Source organism: Fulvivirga sedimenti, assembly GCF_020328055.1.
The window spans coordinates 19,081-38,404 of sequence record NZ_JAIXNE010000004.1 but is presented as its reverse complement, the minus strand read 5'-3'; the positions used below and the strand labels follow the sequence as shown (position 1 = coordinate 38,404).

Below are 19,324 nucleotides of genomic sequence, written 5' to 3'. Positions count from 1 at the left end.
AGTTATCACGGTTTATTCCTCATGAACCATTTCACCTTTCATGAGCTTCTGTACCATTTCCTTGAAGTTCTCTTTTTTATTTGCGTGAGGAATAGGTTCATCGATCATTGGCTTGTCAAGAAATTCACATAAGGGTCCATACCCTTCGGTTATTTCATAAATCAACAACTTATCTGCAGGAACATTTTTTTTCACATCTTCAATGTGCCGGTTAAATACCTCTTCGGCATACTGCTTATCATCAAAACGACCATTGAATTCTTTTTGAAAAAACATGCGCTTGAAAAATCCGATAGAATTTTTCACTCCTCTCAAACGGGCACTGAATGGTAATTTGCTTAGCATACCCAGTTTTTCGCCAATGGTTTGAGGTCCGGCGTTACGAACAGTGGCATTTACACTCTGATACCATTTTTCAAATGGACGAACGGTAAGAATTACCTTGGCATCCGGATATTTCGCCATAAATTCCTTGTAAAACGGGTAACCGGGAAAATCAACGGTTGAGTCATACCCATTAAATAATCCATCATAATCCGTTGTTCGTTTGCTTTCAAGGTCAAGCCAGTAATGCAGATTTTCCGGCGCTACCAGCAGTTCTTTCATGTGGTAGCACTTCTCATATCCGAGCTTTTCCAGGGCAATTTTCAGCGAAGAGGTTCCGGTGCGGGGAAAGCCGGCACCAATAATTTTGATTGACATAGTTAGGGTTTGGTTGGTTAGGGTTGATATAATAATATTTGGCATAAACGCCATATATACCCTGATAATAATATTTTTTATTCTAAAATCTATATTTTTTAGTATATTATTTTGAACCAGGACTATATCGAATCATTAATCAATTAATATCTTTTAATTATTCATGTACCGATTAATCCTCTGAACTAACCTAACTACCAACCAACTTCATGAAAAAATTTCTAACCAGTGTTACCTGTGCATTCCTGGCAATTCTCCTGATGCAATGTAACAATGCCACCACCGAACCGGTGAGTTCCGGTGAAGAGAGCGACACGACCAAATATGATCAAAACATGTTTGGTCATTTTATTCCACGCGGACTGATCACTAAAAAGGAAAACCTCACGGACGGCTATGCAATGTTCGCAGTAGCGAATTCTCCGTCCGTTTACCTGGTGAACAGGGACGGACAGGTTGTCCACGAGTGGAAGGGCAATTATTTTGTATTGAGTCCGTATTTATTGCCAGATGGCTCCATCATGACCAATGCCAGTGATCCCGATTTCCCGGTATTCGCCGGAGGCGGAGAGATGGGACGTATACAAAAGATCTCCTGGGATGGTGAAATGCTGTGGGATTTTGAATATGCTACTGAAGAATATCTTCATCATCATGATATAGCAGTCATGCCCAATGGGAATGTCTTAGCCATTGCATGGACCGCCAAAACCGCCGAAGAAGCAATAGCAGCCGGAAGGAAACCGGAGTTTACCCCTGAAGCAGGATTATGGCCGGATAAGATCATTGAGATCAAGCCTACCGACCGGACACACGGGGAAATTGTATGGGAATGGCATGTGTGGGATCATATGATCCAGGATTATGATCCTTCGAAGAAAAACTATGGTAATCCTGCCGAACACCCGGAACTTCTGGACATCAATGCAAGCGGCGAAGAACCCAATGTGATTACGGCGGATAGTCTGAAAGTACTTCGTAAAATGGAAAGGGTGCGAAGAAATACCACTGTTGAAAATGATGGCTCAGACGTATATCATTTCAATGCGATTAATTATAACGCGGAACTTGACCAGATCATTTTCAGTTCTCCAAATCTTTCGGAAGTATTTATCATTGACCACAGTACGACCACTGAGGAAGCCGCAGGACATACGGGCGGTAAAATGGGGAAAGGCGGCGATTTCCTTTATCGCTGGGGTAATCCGGAGAATTATCAGCGGGGTGACTCAACCGACAGACGCCTTTATCATCAGCATGATGTAAGGTGGGTTGAAAAAGGATATCCCGGTGATGGCAACATCACTGTGTACAATAATGATATTCCTTCAAACCGAAAAGACAGTCTTCACTATTCGGCTATTTATGAAATCACACCGCCTGTTGATAATCAGGGTAATTATGTGCTCGGAGAAAATGGAAGGTTCGGTCCGGCACAGCCTTCCTGGGTATATGTCGCTCCGGACACAGTTTCATTCTTCGGCGGATTTATCTCCGGAGCTCACAGAATGCCCAATGGCAACACATTCATCAATGAAGGTCCGCGTGCCCGATTCATGGAAGTCACAGCGCAGGGTGACCTGCTGTGGGAATATCTGAGCCCGTATCGTGGGAAAATAACAAAGAGCAACGGCGACCCTGTTAACCCCATGCCGATGACGCACAGTACATTCAGATCGACATTTATATCGGCCGATGATCCGGGCCTGCAAGGCAGGGAGCTCAAGCCGCTGGATCCGCAGCCGGAGACATTTGTTATGCCAAAGCCTCCGAAAGAAGAGAAGGAAAAAGAGGGCTGATCACTGTACCGCGGGCTTTCGGGAGGATGATATCTGCATCAAAAGGAAAAAGACAGATATGACCAGCAGAGCGATGGCAGCAAAATAAAAGGTATTTGAAATGGAATAACTCCTGGAAACAGGTAACAGCAGGATGGGGGAGAGAAATTGGCCAAGGAACCAGAACGTGGTTAATCTGCCGATCTCTCTCCCTCTTATTTCTACCGGTGCAATCCGCATCACCCAGATATTTGTATTGGGGATCATCATTCCCATTCCAAGACCCGCCAGCATCATGGCCAGTGTGACCATCAGATAGGACTCGGCCATTGCGACGATGACAAAAGCCGCAGCCATGAGCAGGTATCCTGCGGCAAATATGGAGTAGAAACTAAATTTATCTTTCATCCGTGAATACGAAAATGAGGAAACGGCAGAAAACAGCGTACTTAATGCAATGGCGGCACCCACCATTGAATTGCTATCTATGCCAATCTCAACCATCTGAAAAGGTACCTGGACCGGTATCATGAAGAACAGAATCCACATTACCATCACATTGACAAACAGCAGCCAGATGATACCCGGTGATTTCTTGCGAACTTCGCCCGGCACAGGTCTCGGAGCACGTTCAGGTTCATAAAGGTATTTCAGGGCCAGTGGCAGAACGACCAGCGAGAACAAATAGAGAAGAAAAGGATACCGCCAGTTAATATCTGCCAAAACTCCTCCAAGACCGATAAAAAGGATACCTCCCAATGACATGAACGCTACCTGAATACCCACAAATTTCTGCCGGGCAGGTCCTTCGAAATAATCAGCCACCAGTGTATTCACCACTGTCATGGATACACCTACAGCCACACCAAGCAAAGCACGGGTCGCCAGTAAAACATACAGATCATCCAGGAAGAATCCTGAAACCCCGGCCACGGCATACAATACCATGGAAACATAAAGAAGTTTCAGCCTTCCGTACCGATCGATTAATTGTCCGGCAATGGGTGAAATCGTAGCAATGAACAATGCCGGAAGGGTAAGTACCATCTTTACGAGGAATTCCGCATTCGGGATATCCTTAAAGGCTTCCGACATCTGTGGAAGGGCTGGCGAAATGGTAACCATCGACATAATGGTAAGGCTGCTAACGAGTAAAACTGTAAGCTTCAGGGCTTTGGGTTGTTCGGTCATGGGAAATATATCATCGGAGAATTCCCTAGTTAGTAAATATTTCTCAGAGCTCCTAAAGCAGTCTGAAGCAATCATCAGCCAAATATTCTGGCAGTCAATAGTCTATTGCTGACTAAAATCGCTGCCATCTTTGACTTGCATCAGCTATCCAACTTTGAATTCTGATTATCTTTTTATCCAAACACCAATCCTATGTCGGGCAACTTAAGTCATCTGCTTTCAAGAAAACCGCTGTCAAATGGATTATTGAATGCGCAGCACAGGGCATCTGCCGATTCAGGAGAAGTTAGCCCGGAACAGGCCGGAACGATAGCCGCTGATTTCAATGTCGGACCGGCAAATGTTCTTGGCTCATCTTCATTTTATGATTTCCTCAAGCCTGCGAACAAGGGCAAAAAAGTATATGTATGCAGCGGAAGCGCCTGTATGCTTGCCGGAACACAACCAGCGCTGCGACAGAACATCGAACAACTTGTCGGAGCAGCTGAGATCGGTGAAATGTGTTGCCTGGGCAGATGCCATGAAAACAGCGCCATGCATTACAACGGCATAAACTATTCAGGTTGTACCACCGAAGATGTTCGGGGAATATTAAAAGATGAGTTAACCGACGGATATGATACGTATCATGTCGAATCTGATCTCGGGGATTCCGTACTCATGCCCTGGATGAGTAATATGGAAGACTTTAAACCATTGATAAATAGCATATTAAATGATCATGAAGAAAATTTACTTCATGAAATAAAGTTGAGTGAATTACGTGGAAGAGGGGGCGGCGGATTTCCCATGTCGGTAAAGATTAACGCGTTGTTGCAGTCTGATTCCAAGGTGAAGTATATCGTTTGCAATGCTGATGAAGGGGATCCCGGATCCTACTCCGACCGGTATCTCATGGAACACCGTCCGCACCAGGTGCTCTTTGGTATGTTCTTGACGGGATATATTACAGGTGCACAAAGCGGAATAATTTATGTTCGTGCTGAATATCCAGAAAGCCTCCGAATCATGCAGGATGCTGCAGCACAATGGAATCAGTTGAAACCTGACCATACCAACTTCACTTTCACATTTGAGATCGTTAAAGGTGCAGGCTCCTATGTAGTCGGTGAAGAAACAGCGTTGTTATCATCTATCGAGGGTCAGCGTCCGGAAGTACGCGTACGTCCGCCATATCCGGTAGAAAAAGGACTATTTGGAAAACCCACACTTGTAAATAATGTAGAGACCTTCGCGAATCTGCCCTACATTGCAGAACATGGCGGTGAGGCTTTCAGCCGGCTGGGAACGGCTAAATCGAAAGGCACCAAACTGGTTTCGCTGGACAGTCACTTCAACCGGCCCGGTGTCTATGAAGTATTGATGGGTACAAGTTTGTCGCATGTTGTCTATACCCTCGGACAGGGATTTCGGTCGCCTGTTAAGGCCTTACATATCGGCGGACCGTTGGGAGGAGTGGTGCCCGTGAACATGATTGATTCGCTTACACTGGATTTTGAGTCTTTCCGGGAGGCGGGTTTCGAACTGGGTCACGCGAGTATTCTGGCAATTCCTGAATCTTTTCCGATGATCGACTATATGATTCATCTGTTTGAGTTTGTTGCCCATGAATCCTGCGGAAAATGCTTTCCCTGCCGTTTGGGATCAAAACGAGGTTTTGAACTCCTTAAAGCTTCCCTCATTGGATCCCGCATCAATTCAACTGAATTCCGCGATTTACTGGAAGCACTTCAGTATGGCTCATTATGTGGATTGGGTAGCGGTTTGACCACTCCCATCAGGAATATCCTGCGGCATTTCCATTCCGAAATTGAAGCATATTTCAAAAATGATTAAATCGGAAAAAAATATCGCCTTCATAGATGACAAGCAGTTCCCATTCGAGAATGGAGAAATGCTCATCACTTTCCTTGAAAGACACCTGGGGGAAAATTCCATCCCAACACTGTGTTATGATCCAAATCTGAATCCGATTGGTGCCTGCCGGCTCTGCACTGTAGAGATCAGCAGGGGACCCGATGAGGAGAGAAAAGTGGTTGCCTCCTGTCATACGCCCGTTCAAGACGGATTACATGTTTATCCCCATACCGATCGAATGCATCGTATGCGAAAAAACATCCTGGGACTTGTGGCCGGCGATTATCCGATGGATACAGTAACTGACGACCAGGAAACGGAGTTTTCAAGGCTGGTGAAGTCAATGAATGTCAGTGAATCAGGTTATAAAGGTGCTACCCGGGAGGCATTCAAAGCAGACCGGAGTCATCCCTACATGGTTTCCGACCTCAATAAATGTATCAATTGTCACCGGTGTGTGGCAGCCTGCGACGAGATCCAGGGAGAATTTGTATTGAGCATGTTCGGCAGGGGTTATGACAGCCATATCATCAAAGGGACCTGCGAATCATTCAATGATTCTGATTGTGTGTCCTGCGGTGCTTGTGTTCAGACGTGTCCGACCGGTGCCATTACGGATATATTCCAATCCAATATTCGCACGCCTGATGAGAAAATCACCAGAACAGTTTGCACCTATTGTGGTGTAGGTTGCAACCTGGAAGTGATCACCCAGGGCGGAAAGATTACAAAAGTACGGGCGCCTGCCGATGCAGAAGTGAACAAAGGCCACTTGTGCCTCAAAGGACGGTATGCCTTCGGATTTCACAATCATCCGGATCGTCTCCGTTCCCCGATGGTTCGTGAAAACGGTGAATTCAAAGAGGTGAGCTGGGATGAGGCCTATGATTTCATCGCGCAGCGACTGGAAAAGATCAAGTCGGAATACGGGCCTGATCATATTGCCGGAATCTCATCCTCACGCTGCACAAATGAAGAGAACTACCTGATGCAGAAGTTTATACGTGCTGTTATTGGAACTAATAATATAGATGGATGTGCACGTATTTGTCATGCACCTACAGCCGCGGGTATGCAACGCACCTTTGGGACGGGAGCAGCGACAAACTCGATTAAGGACCTTGATGATACAGATTGCATATTGGTGATTGGTGCGAACCCAACAGAAGCACACCCGGTAACCGGCGCCAGGATCAAGCAGGCAGCGATGAAGGGTAAAACGCTGATCGTTATTGATCCGAGGAAAACAACCCTGGCAAAATACGCCGATATTCATCTCCAGCTAAGGCCCGGAACCAATGTGGCATTGCTTAATATGATGCTCTATTACATCATTTCGGAAGGGTATATTGATCATGATTTCGTTGATTCACGGACGGAAGGATTCGAAGAATTCAGGGAAGAAATATTGAATCTGGATATCGACGAGGCGGAAGAGATCACGGGTGTAGACCGGGAAATGGCAAAACTGGCAGCTATCACATATGCAAAAGCTAAAAATGCCATGTCGTTCCACGGACTGGGTGTTACAGAGCATCACCAGGGTACATATGGTGTCACACTGGTGGCGGACCTGGCCATGATTACCGGAAATATCGGCCGTTCTGGGGTAGGGGTTAATCCTTTACGCGGTCAGAATAATGTACAAGGCTCCGCTGATATGGGTGTTCAGCCTAATCAGGGTGCCGGCTATTTGGATGTCACAGTGCCTGAAAACCGCAAAAAGTATGAGCAGCACTATGGCGTATCGCTGCCACATGAAGTAGGATACACAATTCCTGAAATGATCGAGGCGGCTCAGGAAGGCGAGCTCAAGGCCCTTTGGATCATGGGAGAAGATGTGGTGCAGACCGAACCGAATACTGAAAAAGTACGAAAGGCGCTGCAGAACCTGGATCTTCTGGTAATGCAGGAAATATTCATGTCGGAAACTGCGAAGCTGGCAACCGTCATATTGCCGGGATCATCTTTTTTTGAAAAAAGCGGGACATTCACCAACGGCGAGCGAAGGATTCAACGGGTAAATGCGGTTATCGAACCCCTGCATGATAGTAAGCCTGACGGACAAATTGTTGCCGAAATGATGAACCAAATGGGCTATAAACAGCCGGCATACAGGGCTTCGGAAGTCCTTAAAGAGATATCGGGGATCGTACCGTTCTTCAAGGGTGTAAAATGGGAAGAGCTTGGAGAAAATGGCAAACAATGGCCGGTAATGGAGAATGGGGAGGATACTGAAATTTTACATACAGAGACGTTTGGAAGAGGCAAGGGATTGTTTGTGCATACCGATTATACTGAAAGTCCGGAAATCGAACAATTCGGTGTGGCATACCCGCTAATACTGACCACGAACCGCGAACTGGAGCATTACAATTGCGGCACGATGACACGGCGCACGCCGAACCGCGAGATCGTTACTGAAGATGTCTTGTTGATGAATCCCGGGGATGCTACCCGAAAGGGCATCCATGATGGTGATACGGTACAGCTTAAATCAGCCCGCGGTACCATTAAAATTCGCGTTCGGATTTCAGATGAAGTGAAACCCGGTGTGGTGAGTTCAACATTTCATTTTCCCGAGATCATGCTGAATACTGTCACAGGGGATGTGTATGATGAAGTTGCGAACTGTCCGGAATATAAGGTAGTTGCTGTGGATGTGATCGCGGTGTAGCCGATGGTTGAAGTCAATAACCCGCTGATATAAATTTTCACCGGAGGCAAAGATTTTTTCATACCTTAACATCAAGGGTAACCTTTAACCATGACAACTATGAAAACCTCCTTAACGATTCGATTGTCCTTCATGATGTTTCTTGAATTCTTCATCTGGGGCGCCTGGTTCGTTACGATGGGTACATATCTGAGTCAGACCATCGCTGCTTCGGATGTACAGAATGCACAGGCGTATGGTACGCAGTCGTTGGGTGCCATTCTGGCTCCATTCATTATCGGCCTGATAGCGGACCGGTATTTTGCTGCACAGCGTATTCTGGGCGCGCTTCACCTGCTGGGGGCCGCATTGTTATTCTGGATTACTTTCCAGGAAGACTTCAGCAGTTTCTATCCACTGATCCTGATCTATATGATCCTGTATATGCCAACACTGGCACTGGTGAATTCTGTAGCCTTTCGTCAGCTGGCAGACCCAGAAAAGGAATTCGCGCGAATCAGGGTTTGGGGTACGATCGGATGGATCCTGGCGGGATTTGTGATCGGATGGTTCACCTGGGAAAGCCAGGGGCTGCTGGTCAATACCTTCCGTCTTGCCGCGGTGGCTTCGGCCATACTCGGCATTTTCAGCTTTTTTCTTCCGGAAACACCCCCCGGCAGCAAGGGCAAGGATGTGAGCATTGCTGATATCATAGGAACAGATGCATTGAAACTACTGAAAGACCGTAATTACCTCATTTTCTTCATCGCCTCCATTTTGATCTGTATTCCACTCGCATTCTACTACCAGGAAGCCAATAAATTCATGAATGAGATCGGTGTGGAGCAGGCTGCGGGTAAAATGGCGTTCGGACAGGTTTCAGAGATCGTATTCATGCTGCTAATTCCGTTCTTCTTCCGAAAATTCGGCGTGAAGGTCATGCTGCTGATCGGCATGGGCGCCTGGACCCTGCGGTATATTCTTTTCGGTTATGGAAACGCTGAAGACCTGATGGCATTCATTTACCTCGGTATTATCCTGCACGGGATCTGCTACGATTTCTTTTTTGTTACCGGGCAGATCTATACCGAGCAGCGTGCGGGTGAGAACATCAAGTCCTCTGCTCAGGGGCTGATTACACTTGCCACATACGGCGTGGGTATGTATATTGGATTCATCGTGGCAGGCCAGATCACCGAGAAGTTCAATCTTGAAGTGGGCCACGACTGGCAACAGATCTGGATGTATCCGGCGGGAATCGCTGCTGCCGTTTTATTATTGTTTGCTGTATCATTTAGAGAAAAAAGAGTCAAATCATGAATATTGCTATGCTAGGGACCGGTTTCATCGGTCGGTTTTACACAGATGCACTACTGGGCAACAGGAGCCGCGATAAGGTGGTGAGCGTCTATTCAAGAACTTCAGAAAAAGGAAAGAAATTCGCAGATGACTATGGAGTGGATTTCTATACAACCAGTATGGAAGAAGCCGTCAACCGGGCGGATGTGGAAGTGGTTTGTATTTCGCTTCCGAATCACCTGCATGAAGAAGCCGTGATGCTTTGCGTGAAGCACAAGAAAGCTGTTATCTGTACGAAGCCGCTGGGAAGGAATTCCGAAGAAGCCTACCGCATGATGCAGGCCGTAGAAAAGGCCGGAATCTTTAATGGCTACCTGGAGGACCTCGTTTATACCCCAAAGTTTATCAAATCCTGGGAAGCGGTTAGAAATGGCGCCATTGGAAGGGTGCTCTGGGCAAAATCCAGGGAGACCCATCCCGGTCCGCACAGCGACTGGTTCTGGGACAAAGAGATGGCAGGCGGCGGCGCCATACTTGATCTTGGATGCCATTGCATAGAAATTGCGCGTACCTTCATTGGAAAGGATATACTGCCGGTAGAGGTAATGTGCTGGGCTGATACCCAGGTGAAGCCGATTGATGCGGAGGATCATGCGATCGGACTGGTGAAATATGAGAACGGGGCAATCGGACAGTTTGAGGTGAGCTGGACCTTCCGCGGCGGGTTGGATCTGCGGGATGAAGTGATGGGTGAGGAAGGAACTATCTGGAGTAATGGCTTTATGCGCACCGGGCTTGAGATCTTCACATCGGGCAAGAGTGGTGCCTATGTGGCTGAAAAAGCAGAAAGCGACAGCGGATGGTTATTCCCGGTAGGGGATGAACTGAATGAACTTGGATACTATCACATGTTCAAGGATATGTTTGATGCGATGGAAAATGAAGATCAGCCAAGGGAAACATTTTATGATGGCTACATTGTGAATGCCGTGATGGATGCTGCCTATAAATCGGTAAAATCCAAAAAATGGGAACCGGTGGAGCTGAAGGAATGGCGGGGACTAACAGGTCTCAGCAAGGACAGTCACCTTACGGATTATGATGATGACTATTATTTGATCAAGGAAGAGAAGACTCACTATGGAGACCGAAAGGTCATTATCAAACATAAGGAAACCGGGAAGATTGAGGAACGTGTCGTCTGAAGTGAGAAAAATTTTTCAGGATGCGAACAAAGTAGGATTCGGTCGTGTTCCCACTTATAACAGATAACTTACCGGATGCTCGTAGATATTGTCCTGGCCATTGTCGCGTTTTACCTGATGATCCCCCTGGTCGCCGGGTACTTTGCGTATTCCTATGGCCGTTCGTTCTGGCTTTGGTTTGCGATCAGTACATTTCTGCCGGTCATCACACATTTCATCCTGATCGCCCTGGTCTATTATGATGAGGAAACTACTGCCAAAACTGAATTAAACCGTCGTGAGCGTGCCGAATCGGAGCGTATCGTGCGTGAGCTGATAGAAGGGATGCCAGAAATCGGACCGGTAAAGCCGCCGGCTGGCACGGGTTCATTCAACCTCCGAAAGCGAAGCCTGTAAAAGGGAGAAGATCACATCCAATTGAACAATAAAAGATGCCGAACCCACCCCACTTAATGGGGGTAAAATAGGGGCTGTTACGGACAAATCGTAATGAAATAAAAAGTTCTTTTGAATTCACGTGGAAAGCATTAACATGGGTTAAAATGCAGGTTGATGAAAAGACGTGAAATATTAAAATCTGGCGCTGCGGGCATTATTGCCTCGAGCTCTATTGGTGCTGATGTATGGCGCAAATCAGCGGAGAAAATGAAAATTCTGGTCACAGGAGCTCATCCTGATGACCCGGAGACCGGATGTGGCGGAACCATTGCCCGGTACTCCCAGGCAGGCCATGATGTGACCGTTCTATATCTCACCAGGGGAGAGGCAGGTATTCCGGGAACCGGTCATGAAGAAGCGGCTGCCATCCGGACCCACGAAGCAGAAGCAGCGTGTAAAATACTCGGTGCGAAGCCACTGTTTGCCGGTCAGGTTGACGGAGATACCATGGTGACCAATGAATGGAATAAGAAGATCGGCAGCATCATTGCATCTGAAAAACCGGATATCATTTTTACCCAATGGCCGGTTGATACACACCGGGATCACCGGGCTTGTGCGCTAATGGTATATGATGCATGGTTGTACGGAGGAAGGAAACAGGCATTTTATTATTATGAGGTGATGACGGGTTCACAAACCATGAATTTCAATCCAACGGATTATGTAGATATCTCCGGGACCATTAAGCGGAAATGGGATGCCTGCTTTGTTCATGAAAGTCAGAAAATAAGGGAAACCTACGATCAGGATCACGGGAAAATGGAAATCTTCCGGGGAATGGAAGGCGGTTATCAATATGCTGAAGCCTTTGTCAGACTTCAGCAAAGCAAGCAAGGCATTTTGCCTGCCTGAGTCTTGTCGGAATTTTACAATCCATTATTTATTGCAGCTATATTACAATTTTTGTCAGGCTAATAAGGGTCCCTGCATTTTCCTGAAACCATACGGTGCGGTGACAGTAATTATTCTCAGGAGCTACCATTCTCAATGTTCATTTAGCTTTTAATTAGGGCTTATTTTCCGTAAATTATATGAGTCTGAACATTACCCTTAGTTATAAGTTAATCTGATACATGGATAATATTTATAAATAAAGATTATCGCAATTTTGAACTCAAACAATCTAAATCAATAAAGTAAAATGGAACATAACCACACATCAGCAAGTGACACTAGCTTCAATGTGAACGATTCAAGCAAATGCCCGTTCATGGGCGGACCGCTGAAGTACACAGCAGGGACTGGTACTTCGAACCGTGACTGGTGGCCAAATCAGTTAAATCTGCATATCCTCCGTCAGCACTCAAACCTGTCGGACCCGATGGGAGAGGATTTTGATTACGAAGCGGAATTTAAAACGCTCGATCTGGCAGCCGTAAAGAAAGATCTTTACGAAGTGATGACCAATTCTCAGGATTGGTGGCCTGCAGATTACGGGCATTACGGACCGTTCTTTATCCGGATGGCATGGCACAGTGCAGGAACCTATCGTATTGCCGACGGTCGTGGTGGCGGAGGTGCAGGAACACAGCGTTTTGCGCCCCTCAACAGCTGGCCTGACAATGCAAACCTGGATAAGGCGCGACTGTTGCTTTGGCCAATCAAGCAAAAATATGGAAGGAAACTATCATGGGCAGACCTGATGATCCTCGCCGGTAACTGTGCGTTGGAATCAATGGGATTTGAGACGTTTGGTTTCGGTGGCGGAAGAGCCGATGTATGGGAGCCTGAAGAGGATATCTATTGGGGAGCAGAAGGTGAATGGCTTGGAGACAAGCGTTACACAGGAGATCGTGAGCTGGAGAATCCGCTTGGAGCAGTGCAGATGGGTCTGATCTATGTGAACCCTGAAGGACCTAACGGTAAGCCTGATCCGATGGCTGCTGCAAAAGACATCCGTGAAACATTCGGCCGTATGGCGATGAATGACGAAGAGACTGTGGCGTTGATCGCGGGCGGACATACATTTGGAAAAACACACGGCGCTGCTGATCCTTCTAAGTATGTGGAAGCAGAGCCAGAAGGAGCAGGTATTGAAATGCAGGGACTGGGCTGGAAGAATAACTTCGGAACAGGAAACGCGGGTGACACCATCACCAGTGGATTGGAAGGTGCCTGGACTACCACACCTACCAAGTGGAGCAACAACTATTTCGAGAACCTGTTCGGTTTCGAATGGGAACTGACCAAAAGCCCGGCTGGTGCTTTCCAGTGGAAGCCAAAAGACGGTGCTGGTGAAGGAACAGTGCCTGATGCGCATGATCCAAATAAGAGCCATGCGCCATTCATGCTTACTACAGACCTTGCGCTTCGCGTAGATCCTGAATACGAAAAGATCTCACGTCGTTTCTATGAGAACCCTGATGAGTTCGCTGATGCATTTGCACGTGCGTGGTTCAAGCTGACACACCGTGACATGGGACCGAAGTCGCGCTACCTCGGACCGGAAGTACCTGCGGAGGATTTGATCTGGCAGGATCCGATTCCTGAAGTAACGCACGAATTGATCAATGATCAGGATATTGCCGGATTGAAAGACAAGATCCTCGCATCGGGATTAAGCGTTTCAGAACTTGTTTCTACCGCATGGGCTTCAGCATCTACATTCCGTGGATCAGATAAGCGTGGCGGTGCCAATGGTGCACGTATCCGATTCGCACCTCAGAAAAACTGGGAAGTGAATAATCCTGCTCAACTGTCTAAAGTACTTGATGTGCTGGAAGGCATTCAGGGAGCATTCAATGACGCGCAGTCAGGAAATAAAATGGTTTCCCTGGCAGACCTGATCGTTCTTGCCGGTTGTGCGGGAATTGAAAAAGCGGCTAAGAATGCCGGACATAACATTTCCGTTCCGTTCACTCCGGGACGTGCGGATGCGCTGGAAGAGCAGACAGATGCAGAAGCATTTGCAGTTCTTGAACCAACCGCTGATGGATTCAGAAACTACAAAGCCAATGACGCCAGAATCTCGGCTTCTACAGAAGAGATGTTGGTCGACAAGTCGCAGTTGATGACGTTGACTCCACCGGAAATGACAGTATTGGTAGGTGGTATGCGAGTACTGAACACCAACTATGATAAGTCGAAGCACGGTGTATTTACCGATCATCCGGAAGCACTGACCAATGATTTCTTTGTGAATTTACTGGATATGGGCACCAAATGGGAAGCCACATCCGATTCACAGGAAGTTTTTGAAGGACGTGATCGCAAGACAGGAAATGTGAAATGGACCGGAACACGCGTGGATCTGATTTTTGGATCGAATTCTGAACTGCGTGCACTGGCAGAGGTTTATGGCTGTGGAGATTCCCAGGAGAAATTCCTGAAGGATTTCGTTGCAGCATGGACGAAAGTAATGAACCTCGATCGTTTCGATCTGAAATAATTCAATTCAGGTTTTGAATAGTTAGTAGGGGCGGTCTGATTTCAGGCCGCCTTTCTTTTTTGGTATCAGAAAACATAAAATAGATTTTGGGCTGTCCGCCCGAATCAGGTTCTTCCCCACAATAAGGGGTTTGGGGTGGATTGTATTTTTTTGAAGATCCGATAATCATATTCTCACCTATAAACTGATGTAAAATTGTGGCTCAAAAGGAAGGATATCCTGAATAGATTATTTGTCAAAGTTTACCTTTTTTCTAATTATTGTATTACTAATAAATAATACAATATGAAGATTCGAAATATCCTGATTATTATCCTTGTGCTTTCCAATACACTGATGTTCGTTTACGCCGTAATGCAGGGAATCAAAGCAAAAGAACAGCGAATTCTTGCGGAGCAAAATGCCGTGATGGCGGAACAAAATGCCCAAAGAGCCTCGGAAAATGCTATACAGGCGGAATTAAGCCAGATCGAATTAAAAAAGAAGGACAGTATTATAGCTGTCATTTATCCTGTCGCATTGAAGGCAGATCCCACATTGCAGGTATTCCAGTAGTTATCGGCGCTGTTCCAATACCATGTTGTTGCGGTTGTCCGTGCACACCTTTATTTTCCCCATTATAGGGGCTAAATGTCATTAAGCTAAGAGAGGTTGATGCTCTATTTTAAAATTCTGCAACGCTTAATGACAGAGTGAGAATGAGAATGAGTGCGGGAACTACTTCCATCGTCATCCCTGCGGTACTCCCGCATGTCCCTAAGACATTGTGGGAGTCGGGCGGGGATCTGTTCTGTGCAGTTTCCTTCCCCTCGAGGAGAAACACCCCTTTAGCCACCTTCCAATGTCATTAAGCTAAGAGAGATTGATGCTCTATTTTAAAATTCCGCAACGCTTAATGACAGAGTGAGAATGAATGGCGGGAGCAACATTGATTTCCATCAAATTATCTAAAATACAATCAGTTACCTTTGCTTTGAAGAATCAGAACTTCATCGTCCATTACCGTTCCTACGAAGATGAATTCGCCATACTTACAGGCAACGGATGACGCGGACAGCTTCTCGCCTGAATCCAGGTAAAGCCTTTCAAGCTTATAGTCATCCTTATCGGAATAGGTGATTTTTAAGACTTCGGAAGGAGCATATTCCGATTTTCCTGTAGCGTAGGAAGTAAACTTCAGCAGGTTTGGATGTCCGGCCGTATAAAGGACACCGGATTCATCCAGCTCAATATTATCTGCACCCGTACCGCACTTTATGTTACCCATAAAATCGATTGATCCAGCTGACGTTTCATGATAAACCTTAATCGTAAAACTTCTGGGTGAAGCGACATACAGGAGAGCTCTGTCCTGATCATAATTGATCCCATTGGCATAGGCAATGTTTTCTGCCGCTTCTGTAAAGGAATCGCCATCATAATACAGGACATTGGAGAAGGCAATTCCGCCATAGTCTTCCAGGAGCCGCATGAAGCCCTTTGTATAGCCATGATCGTTGGTGATGTAGAATTTATCGGGGGCTGTGAGTACGAGATCATTCGGACTTACCAGGGCAGGATCTGTTATGGTCTCCTCATGCGACAGTACTGATCCGTCGAAGGTGAAGACTTCTACCGAATGGTATTCCGAAGTATGATTAATGGCGACGATCTGGTAGGTTTCGCCAGTCTGTATCATGGATATTCCGTGCGGGTTAAATTCACCTTGAAAAGAAGAGGAGAGGAGCACAGGCTTCCATTCAGACTGCTTCAGGTCGACCAGGTATAACCCGTTCACAAAGCCATCGGTGGGATCATAGAATTTGCGGTCAGTCGCGGAGATGATCAGGAAGCTGTCGGACCTGCTGATGGCCATATCCTCGGATCCCGGAAGGAACATCGTTTCCTGGACCGCAAGATCGGAGTAATTCTCGATGGTTCTGAAAAATCCGGTGGTAAGAAAGATATACAGAACCGGCACCAGCAGGAGCAGGAGACCGATTATGACTATTTTGAATATACGCATAGAATTATAATACAGTGTCTCCGGGTTTGAATGCTCATGAACGTTTATTCAACTCCATTTCAATATCATGAATCAGTTTTTCAATGGATATTATCGCCCCCTTGTAATATTGAATTCCTCGTTTTCTCTGTCTCAGGAGCATACTTAATATATTCAAAAATTCATCATTTTTTTTCAGTGCTTCAAAGTCGTTGGGCCTGGAAAGAAACAGAGATTCCTCATGCAGGCGTCTCATATGTTTTGAAAAAAACGGCAGGACCACAGTTTGTGACAATGTCCATTCCGTATCATCATAGTCATAGGTCAGCACTTTGGAACTTACCTCATACATATTGACTATATCGTTTTTGAGTGTCTCATTTTTAATAATATCAAGACCCTTGGATTGAAGTGAATTATACGCAGTAGCGGTAATGTACGGACTATTCCAAAACGTAAATCTTCCAAATGCAGTGTCGAGTTCATCAGCGTAGGGCAAGTCATTTTTTACAAAGTATTCAATTTTTTCATAATGCCGTACATCACGCGCATTATTGATTGTGTCAGTTTTGAGGTTAATGAGCGTGGTTTCCAGGTTCGATTTAATATCGAACAATAATTTCAGCTCTTCATTCTGCAATTTGCGGTTCTCATTCCAGTTGTTGATCTGGAGAGCAATTAAAATACCAACTACCACAAGAAAAATTTCTCCTGCAGCATATACTATATATTTTCCGGTGGGGGTAGTCGGTTTTCTTATTAGACCTGCATTTAAAATCTGCTGTCGTACTCGTCGAAATAGTTTGGGCATTCAGTTTAATCTTATATTAATGAAGAAATATGTGAATTTATAATTTAAACGATCCCCCGATTTTCAGCGTAGGGTATTTTAGTATTCAGGCACTTCAACCTTGAATAACTCAAGCGGTTTATTCTTACCACGGAGAGGAATACTTCCAATTTGCTCAAATCGCACCGAATCCAGATGTTTCACCTTTTCATAAATATAGTTGGAAATCAGCAGGTGAGCATCAAACTGCTTGCAACTTTCCTGGATCCGCGAGGTTGTATTCAGCACATCTCCTGAATAGGCAATTTCCCGCTTAATAATTCCCATTTCTCCCGCAATGACTATCCCGCCATGAATTCCTGCTTTAAATTCCGGCTGTACCTGGTAACGTTTTTTGAAATTTTCATCCCCGGATATGGAATCGGATATATCAAAAAAACACAGTATAGCTCTCTGAAAGCTTTTAGGGTGATTCATATTCCAGCTAACCACTATTTCGTCACCCACATACTGGTAAATTTCTCCATTGTGTTTGAGTATGGATGGGGTTATGGCAGTGAAGGCGTCCTTGAGGAACTGGAAATACTGTTCATTACCCAGTTTTTCAGCAATCGTGGTTGATGATTTCAGATCAAGGAACATGAAGATCCGTTCTTCCGGCCTGGGATGGAAGTATTTGCCCATGAGAAATTTACTCAGTACCCCGGGCCCGTATTTGTCATTGACCTGAAGAAAAAATAATGTGCCAAGACCGATCACAAGCCAATTCACATACTGGATCAGGATGGGCCAGGCATGACGGGTAACGGTCAGATCCGGGGCGGGAGGAAAGATGCTGAATTGAATGGAGATCGCATTAATGATCAGGTAAACACATAAATAGATCAATGAAAAGGTAATAAAAATACTCACTAGTGCACGGCCATAGCTGATAGACCGGAGCCATCGGTTCCAGACAAAGACGAGAATACTTCCACCGATAAGTCCGGCAACCATTCCGACAACAATATTTATCAACAGGTAGGGGACGGCCATCTCGCTGCTGAAATTCAAATCCAGGAAAATAATAACCGAATACTGAATCAGGAATTCAAATGCAGAAATGATCATCCAGAAAAGGGTGATCAGGAGTACCTGTTGGAGCTGAAATTTCAGCCTGTTATTTGGAGACTTCACAGCGTTAATGTATAGCAATTGGCATGCAGACAATTTAATAAAATTACGTGTGAGTGGCTATAGAGTGATTGGGAAACAACCATGAATTGTAGCACACTCAATACCCGGCTAATGCTAAAAAATCTTTGCTTAGGGGTTACTGATAAATGTGCAACGGTATATATGCCTGTAAAAAATCAATTATTTATTTAGTTATGAAACGATTACGTTTAATTTTTATGTGTTTGTCACTTTTGGCTTTTGTTTCGTCTTGTAACGATGACGAACCGACTGCAAATGTTTCAATAAATGAAGTTCAAAGTGATCTCGGAGGTGATGTAACAGGTGATGGCGGAAGTATTATAAGAAGCTATTCCTGGAATAATCCACAGGCGCGTGCTGAGTATAATATGGATATAACAGCTGCAAAGGGTGGTTCTTTCAGACTCGTTATGGAAGATGCTGATGGGAATGTGGTTTCAGACTATACTCTTACAAGGGGTGTAGGGGATGATTCAAAATATGGAGTTTCAACCGAAGGAACACCAGGTGACTGGACAATAACCATCACATTAACTGATTTTGTCGGTGACGGGAGTTTCTCAATAAACCCTGGTGCATAAGAAAAGTTTCCTATTAAACATTTAATAAAGCCAATCCGTCGGATTGGCTTTATTGTTTAAAAGCAAATATTTGATTTCTTCAATCCTAACTAAACCTAAGAATGATTGCAGGTGTGGAGAATTTCCCTGGAATTGACATAAACTGCAGATTGCCCCGGGAGGCCTGACCGTCTGTAGTGTTCAGGAAGGCTCCGAAATAATTTGATCTTTATTCAGGCTGGATAATACGGACTTTTGTTGCAGGAATTTTTATCT

The 19,324-nt window shown here is 45.5% G+C and carries 15 protein-coding genes; 10 read left to right on the top strand and 5 right to left on the bottom strand.

Annotated features, from left to right (window positions below; genetic code table 11):
- Nucleotides 1-12 precede the first annotated feature (12 nt).
- On the bottom strand, nucleotides 13-702 hold the full coding sequence (locus LDX50_RS18150; protein WP_225697615.1) for a sulfotransferase family protein: 690 nt from the start codon (nucleotides 700-702) through the stop codon (nucleotides 13-15).
- Nucleotides 703-911: 209 nt separating this feature from the next.
- On the opposite strand from LDX50_RS18150, the gene LDX50_RS18145 reads away from it, so the two are divergent.
- A complete protein-coding gene (locus LDX50_RS18145; RefSeq protein WP_225697614.1) occupies nucleotides 912-2,501 on the top strand; it encodes an aryl-sulfate sulfotransferase in 1,590 nt (529 codons plus the stop codon).
- Here LDX50_RS18145 and LDX50_RS18140 read toward each other — a convergent pair whose 3' ends face one another.
- Nucleotides 2,502-3,671, bottom strand: a complete 1,170-nt coding sequence (locus LDX50_RS18140; protein ID WP_225697613.1) for an MFS transporter — start codon at nucleotides 3,669-3,671, stop codon at nucleotides 2,502-2,504.
- Nucleotides 3,672-3,863: 192 nt separating this feature from the next.
- On the opposite strand from LDX50_RS18140, the gene LDX50_RS18135 reads away from it, so the two are divergent.
- From LDX50_RS18135 to LDX50_RS18100, 8 genes are all read left to right on the top strand, one after another.
- A complete protein-coding gene (locus LDX50_RS18135; protein WP_225697612.1) occupies nucleotides 3,864-5,507 on the top strand; it encodes an NADH-ubiquinone oxidoreductase-F iron-sulfur binding region domain-containing protein in 1,644 nt (547 codons plus the stop codon).
- The gene (gene fdhF / locus LDX50_RS18130; RefSeq protein ID WP_225697611.1) at nucleotides 5,500-8,205 is read left to right on the top strand and encodes a formate dehydrogenase subunit alpha; all 2,706 of its coding nucleotides are present in this window, start codon (nucleotides 5,500-5,502) and stop codon (nucleotides 8,203-8,205) included. Before LDX50_RS18135 ends, fdhF begins: the two co-directional genes overlap by 8 nt.
- 99 nt (nucleotides 8,206-8,304) lie before the next feature.
- Nucleotides 8,305-9,504: a nucleoside permease gene (locus tag LDX50_RS18125; protein WP_225697610.1), complete on the top strand. Its 1,200-nt coding sequence runs from the start codon at nucleotides 8,305-8,307 to the stop codon at nucleotides 9,502-9,504.
- Nucleotides 9,498-10,688, top strand: a complete 1,191-nt coding sequence (locus LDX50_RS18120) for a Gfo/Idh/MocA family protein (RefSeq protein WP_225698743.1) — start codon at nucleotides 9,498-9,500, stop codon at nucleotides 10,686-10,688. Before LDX50_RS18125 ends, LDX50_RS18120 begins: the two co-directional genes overlap by 7 nt.
- A 75-nt stretch (nucleotides 10,689-10,763) precedes the next feature.
- Complete coding sequence (locus LDX50_RS18115; RefSeq protein WP_225697609.1) at nucleotides 10,764-11,084, top strand: hypothetical protein; 321 nt, start codon at nucleotides 10,764-10,766, stop codon at nucleotides 11,082-11,084.
- A gap of 156 nt (nucleotides 11,085-11,240) precedes the next feature.
- A complete protein-coding gene (locus tag LDX50_RS18110) occupies nucleotides 11,241-11,981 on the top strand; it encodes a PIG-L deacetylase family protein (RefSeq protein WP_225697608.1) in 741 nt (246 codons plus the stop codon).
- Between the two features lie 289 nt (nucleotides 11,982-12,270).
- The gene (gene katG / locus LDX50_RS18105) at nucleotides 12,271-14,517 is read left to right on the top strand and encodes a catalase/peroxidase HPI (protein WP_255647346.1); all 2,247 of its coding nucleotides are present in this window, start codon (nucleotides 12,271-12,273) and stop codon (nucleotides 14,515-14,517) included.
- A gap of 285 nt (nucleotides 14,518-14,802) precedes the next feature.
- Nucleotides 14,803-15,072, top strand: a complete 270-nt coding sequence (locus LDX50_RS18100) for a hypothetical protein (RefSeq protein ID WP_225697607.1) — start codon at nucleotides 14,803-14,805, stop codon at nucleotides 15,070-15,072.
- A 403-nt stretch (nucleotides 15,073-15,475) separates the two neighbouring features.
- Here the strand turns inward: LDX50_RS18100 and LDX50_RS18095 are convergent, their stop codons facing one another.
- The 3 genes from LDX50_RS18095 to LDX50_RS31035 all read right to left on the bottom strand — a co-directional run bounded on the left by LDX50_RS18095 (nucleotide 15,476) and on the right by LDX50_RS31035 (nucleotide 18,467).
- Entirely contained in the window at nucleotides 15,476-16,522 is a 1,047-nt protein-coding gene (locus LDX50_RS18095) for a hypothetical protein (protein WP_225697606.1), read from the bottom strand.
- 34 nt (nucleotides 16,523-16,556) lie between these two features.
- Nucleotides 16,557-17,312, bottom strand: a complete 756-nt coding sequence (locus LDX50_RS18090; protein WP_225697605.1) for a DUF6090 family protein — start codon at nucleotides 17,310-17,312, stop codon at nucleotides 16,557-16,559.
- A gap of 78 nt (nucleotides 17,313-17,390) precedes the next feature.
- Entirely contained in the window at nucleotides 17,391-18,467 is a 1,077-nt protein-coding gene (locus LDX50_RS31035; RefSeq protein ID WP_225697604.1) for an adenylate/guanylate cyclase domain-containing protein, read from the bottom strand.
- Between the two features lie 194 nt (nucleotides 18,468-18,661).
- On the opposite strand from LDX50_RS31035, the gene LDX50_RS18080 reads away from it, so the two are divergent.
- Complete coding sequence (locus tag LDX50_RS18080; RefSeq protein WP_225697603.1) at nucleotides 18,662-19,069, top strand: hypothetical protein; 408 nt, start codon at nucleotides 18,662-18,664, stop codon at nucleotides 19,067-19,069.
- The last annotated feature ends 255 nt before the right edge of the window (nucleotides 19,070-19,324 follow it).

Coding starts and splice junctions, on each gene's coding strand:
- LDX50_RS18150 (WP_225697615.1), bottom strand. CDS start 702: ATGTCAATCAAAATTATTGGTGCCGGCTTTCCCCGCACCGGAACCTCT.
- LDX50_RS18145 (WP_225697614.1), top strand. CDS start 912: ATGAAAAAATTTCTAACCAGTGTTACCTGTGCATTCCTGGCAATTCTC.
- LDX50_RS18140 (WP_225697613.1), bottom strand. CDS start 3,671: ATGACCGAACAACCCAAAGCCCTGAAGCTTACAGTTTTACTCGTTAGC.
- LDX50_RS18135 (WP_225697612.1), top strand. CDS start 3,864: ATGTCGGGCAACTTAAGTCATCTGCTTTCAAGAAAACCGCTGTCAAAT.
- fdhF (WP_225697611.1), top strand. CDS start 5,500: ATGATTAAATCGGAAAAAAATATCGCCTTCATAGATGACAAGCAGTTC.
- LDX50_RS18125 (WP_225697610.1), top strand. CDS start 8,305: ATGAAAACCTCCTTAACGATTCGATTGTCCTTCATGATGTTTCTTGAA.
- LDX50_RS18115 (WP_225697609.1), top strand. CDS start 10,764: ATGCTCGTAGATATTGTCCTGGCCATTGTCGCGTTTTACCTGATGATC.
- LDX50_RS18110 (WP_225697608.1), top strand. CDS start 11,241: ATGAAAAGACGTGAAATATTAAAATCTGGCGCTGCGGGCATTATTGCC.
- katG (WP_255647346.1), top strand. CDS start 12,271: ATGGAACATAACCACACATCAGCAAGTGACACTAGCTTCAATGTGAAC.
- LDX50_RS18100 (WP_225697607.1), top strand. CDS start 14,803: ATGAAGATTCGAAATATCCTGATTATTATCCTTGTGCTTTCCAATACA.
- LDX50_RS18095 (WP_225697606.1), bottom strand. CDS start 16,522: ATGCGTATATTCAAAATAGTCATAATCGGTCTCCTGCTCCTGCTGGTG.
- LDX50_RS18090 (WP_225697605.1), bottom strand. CDS start 17,312: ATGCCCAAACTATTTCGACGAGTACGACAGCAGATTTTAAATGCAGGT.
- LDX50_RS18080 (WP_225697603.1), top strand. CDS start 18,662: ATGAAACGATTACGTTTAATTTTTATGTGTTTGTCACTTTTGGCTTTT.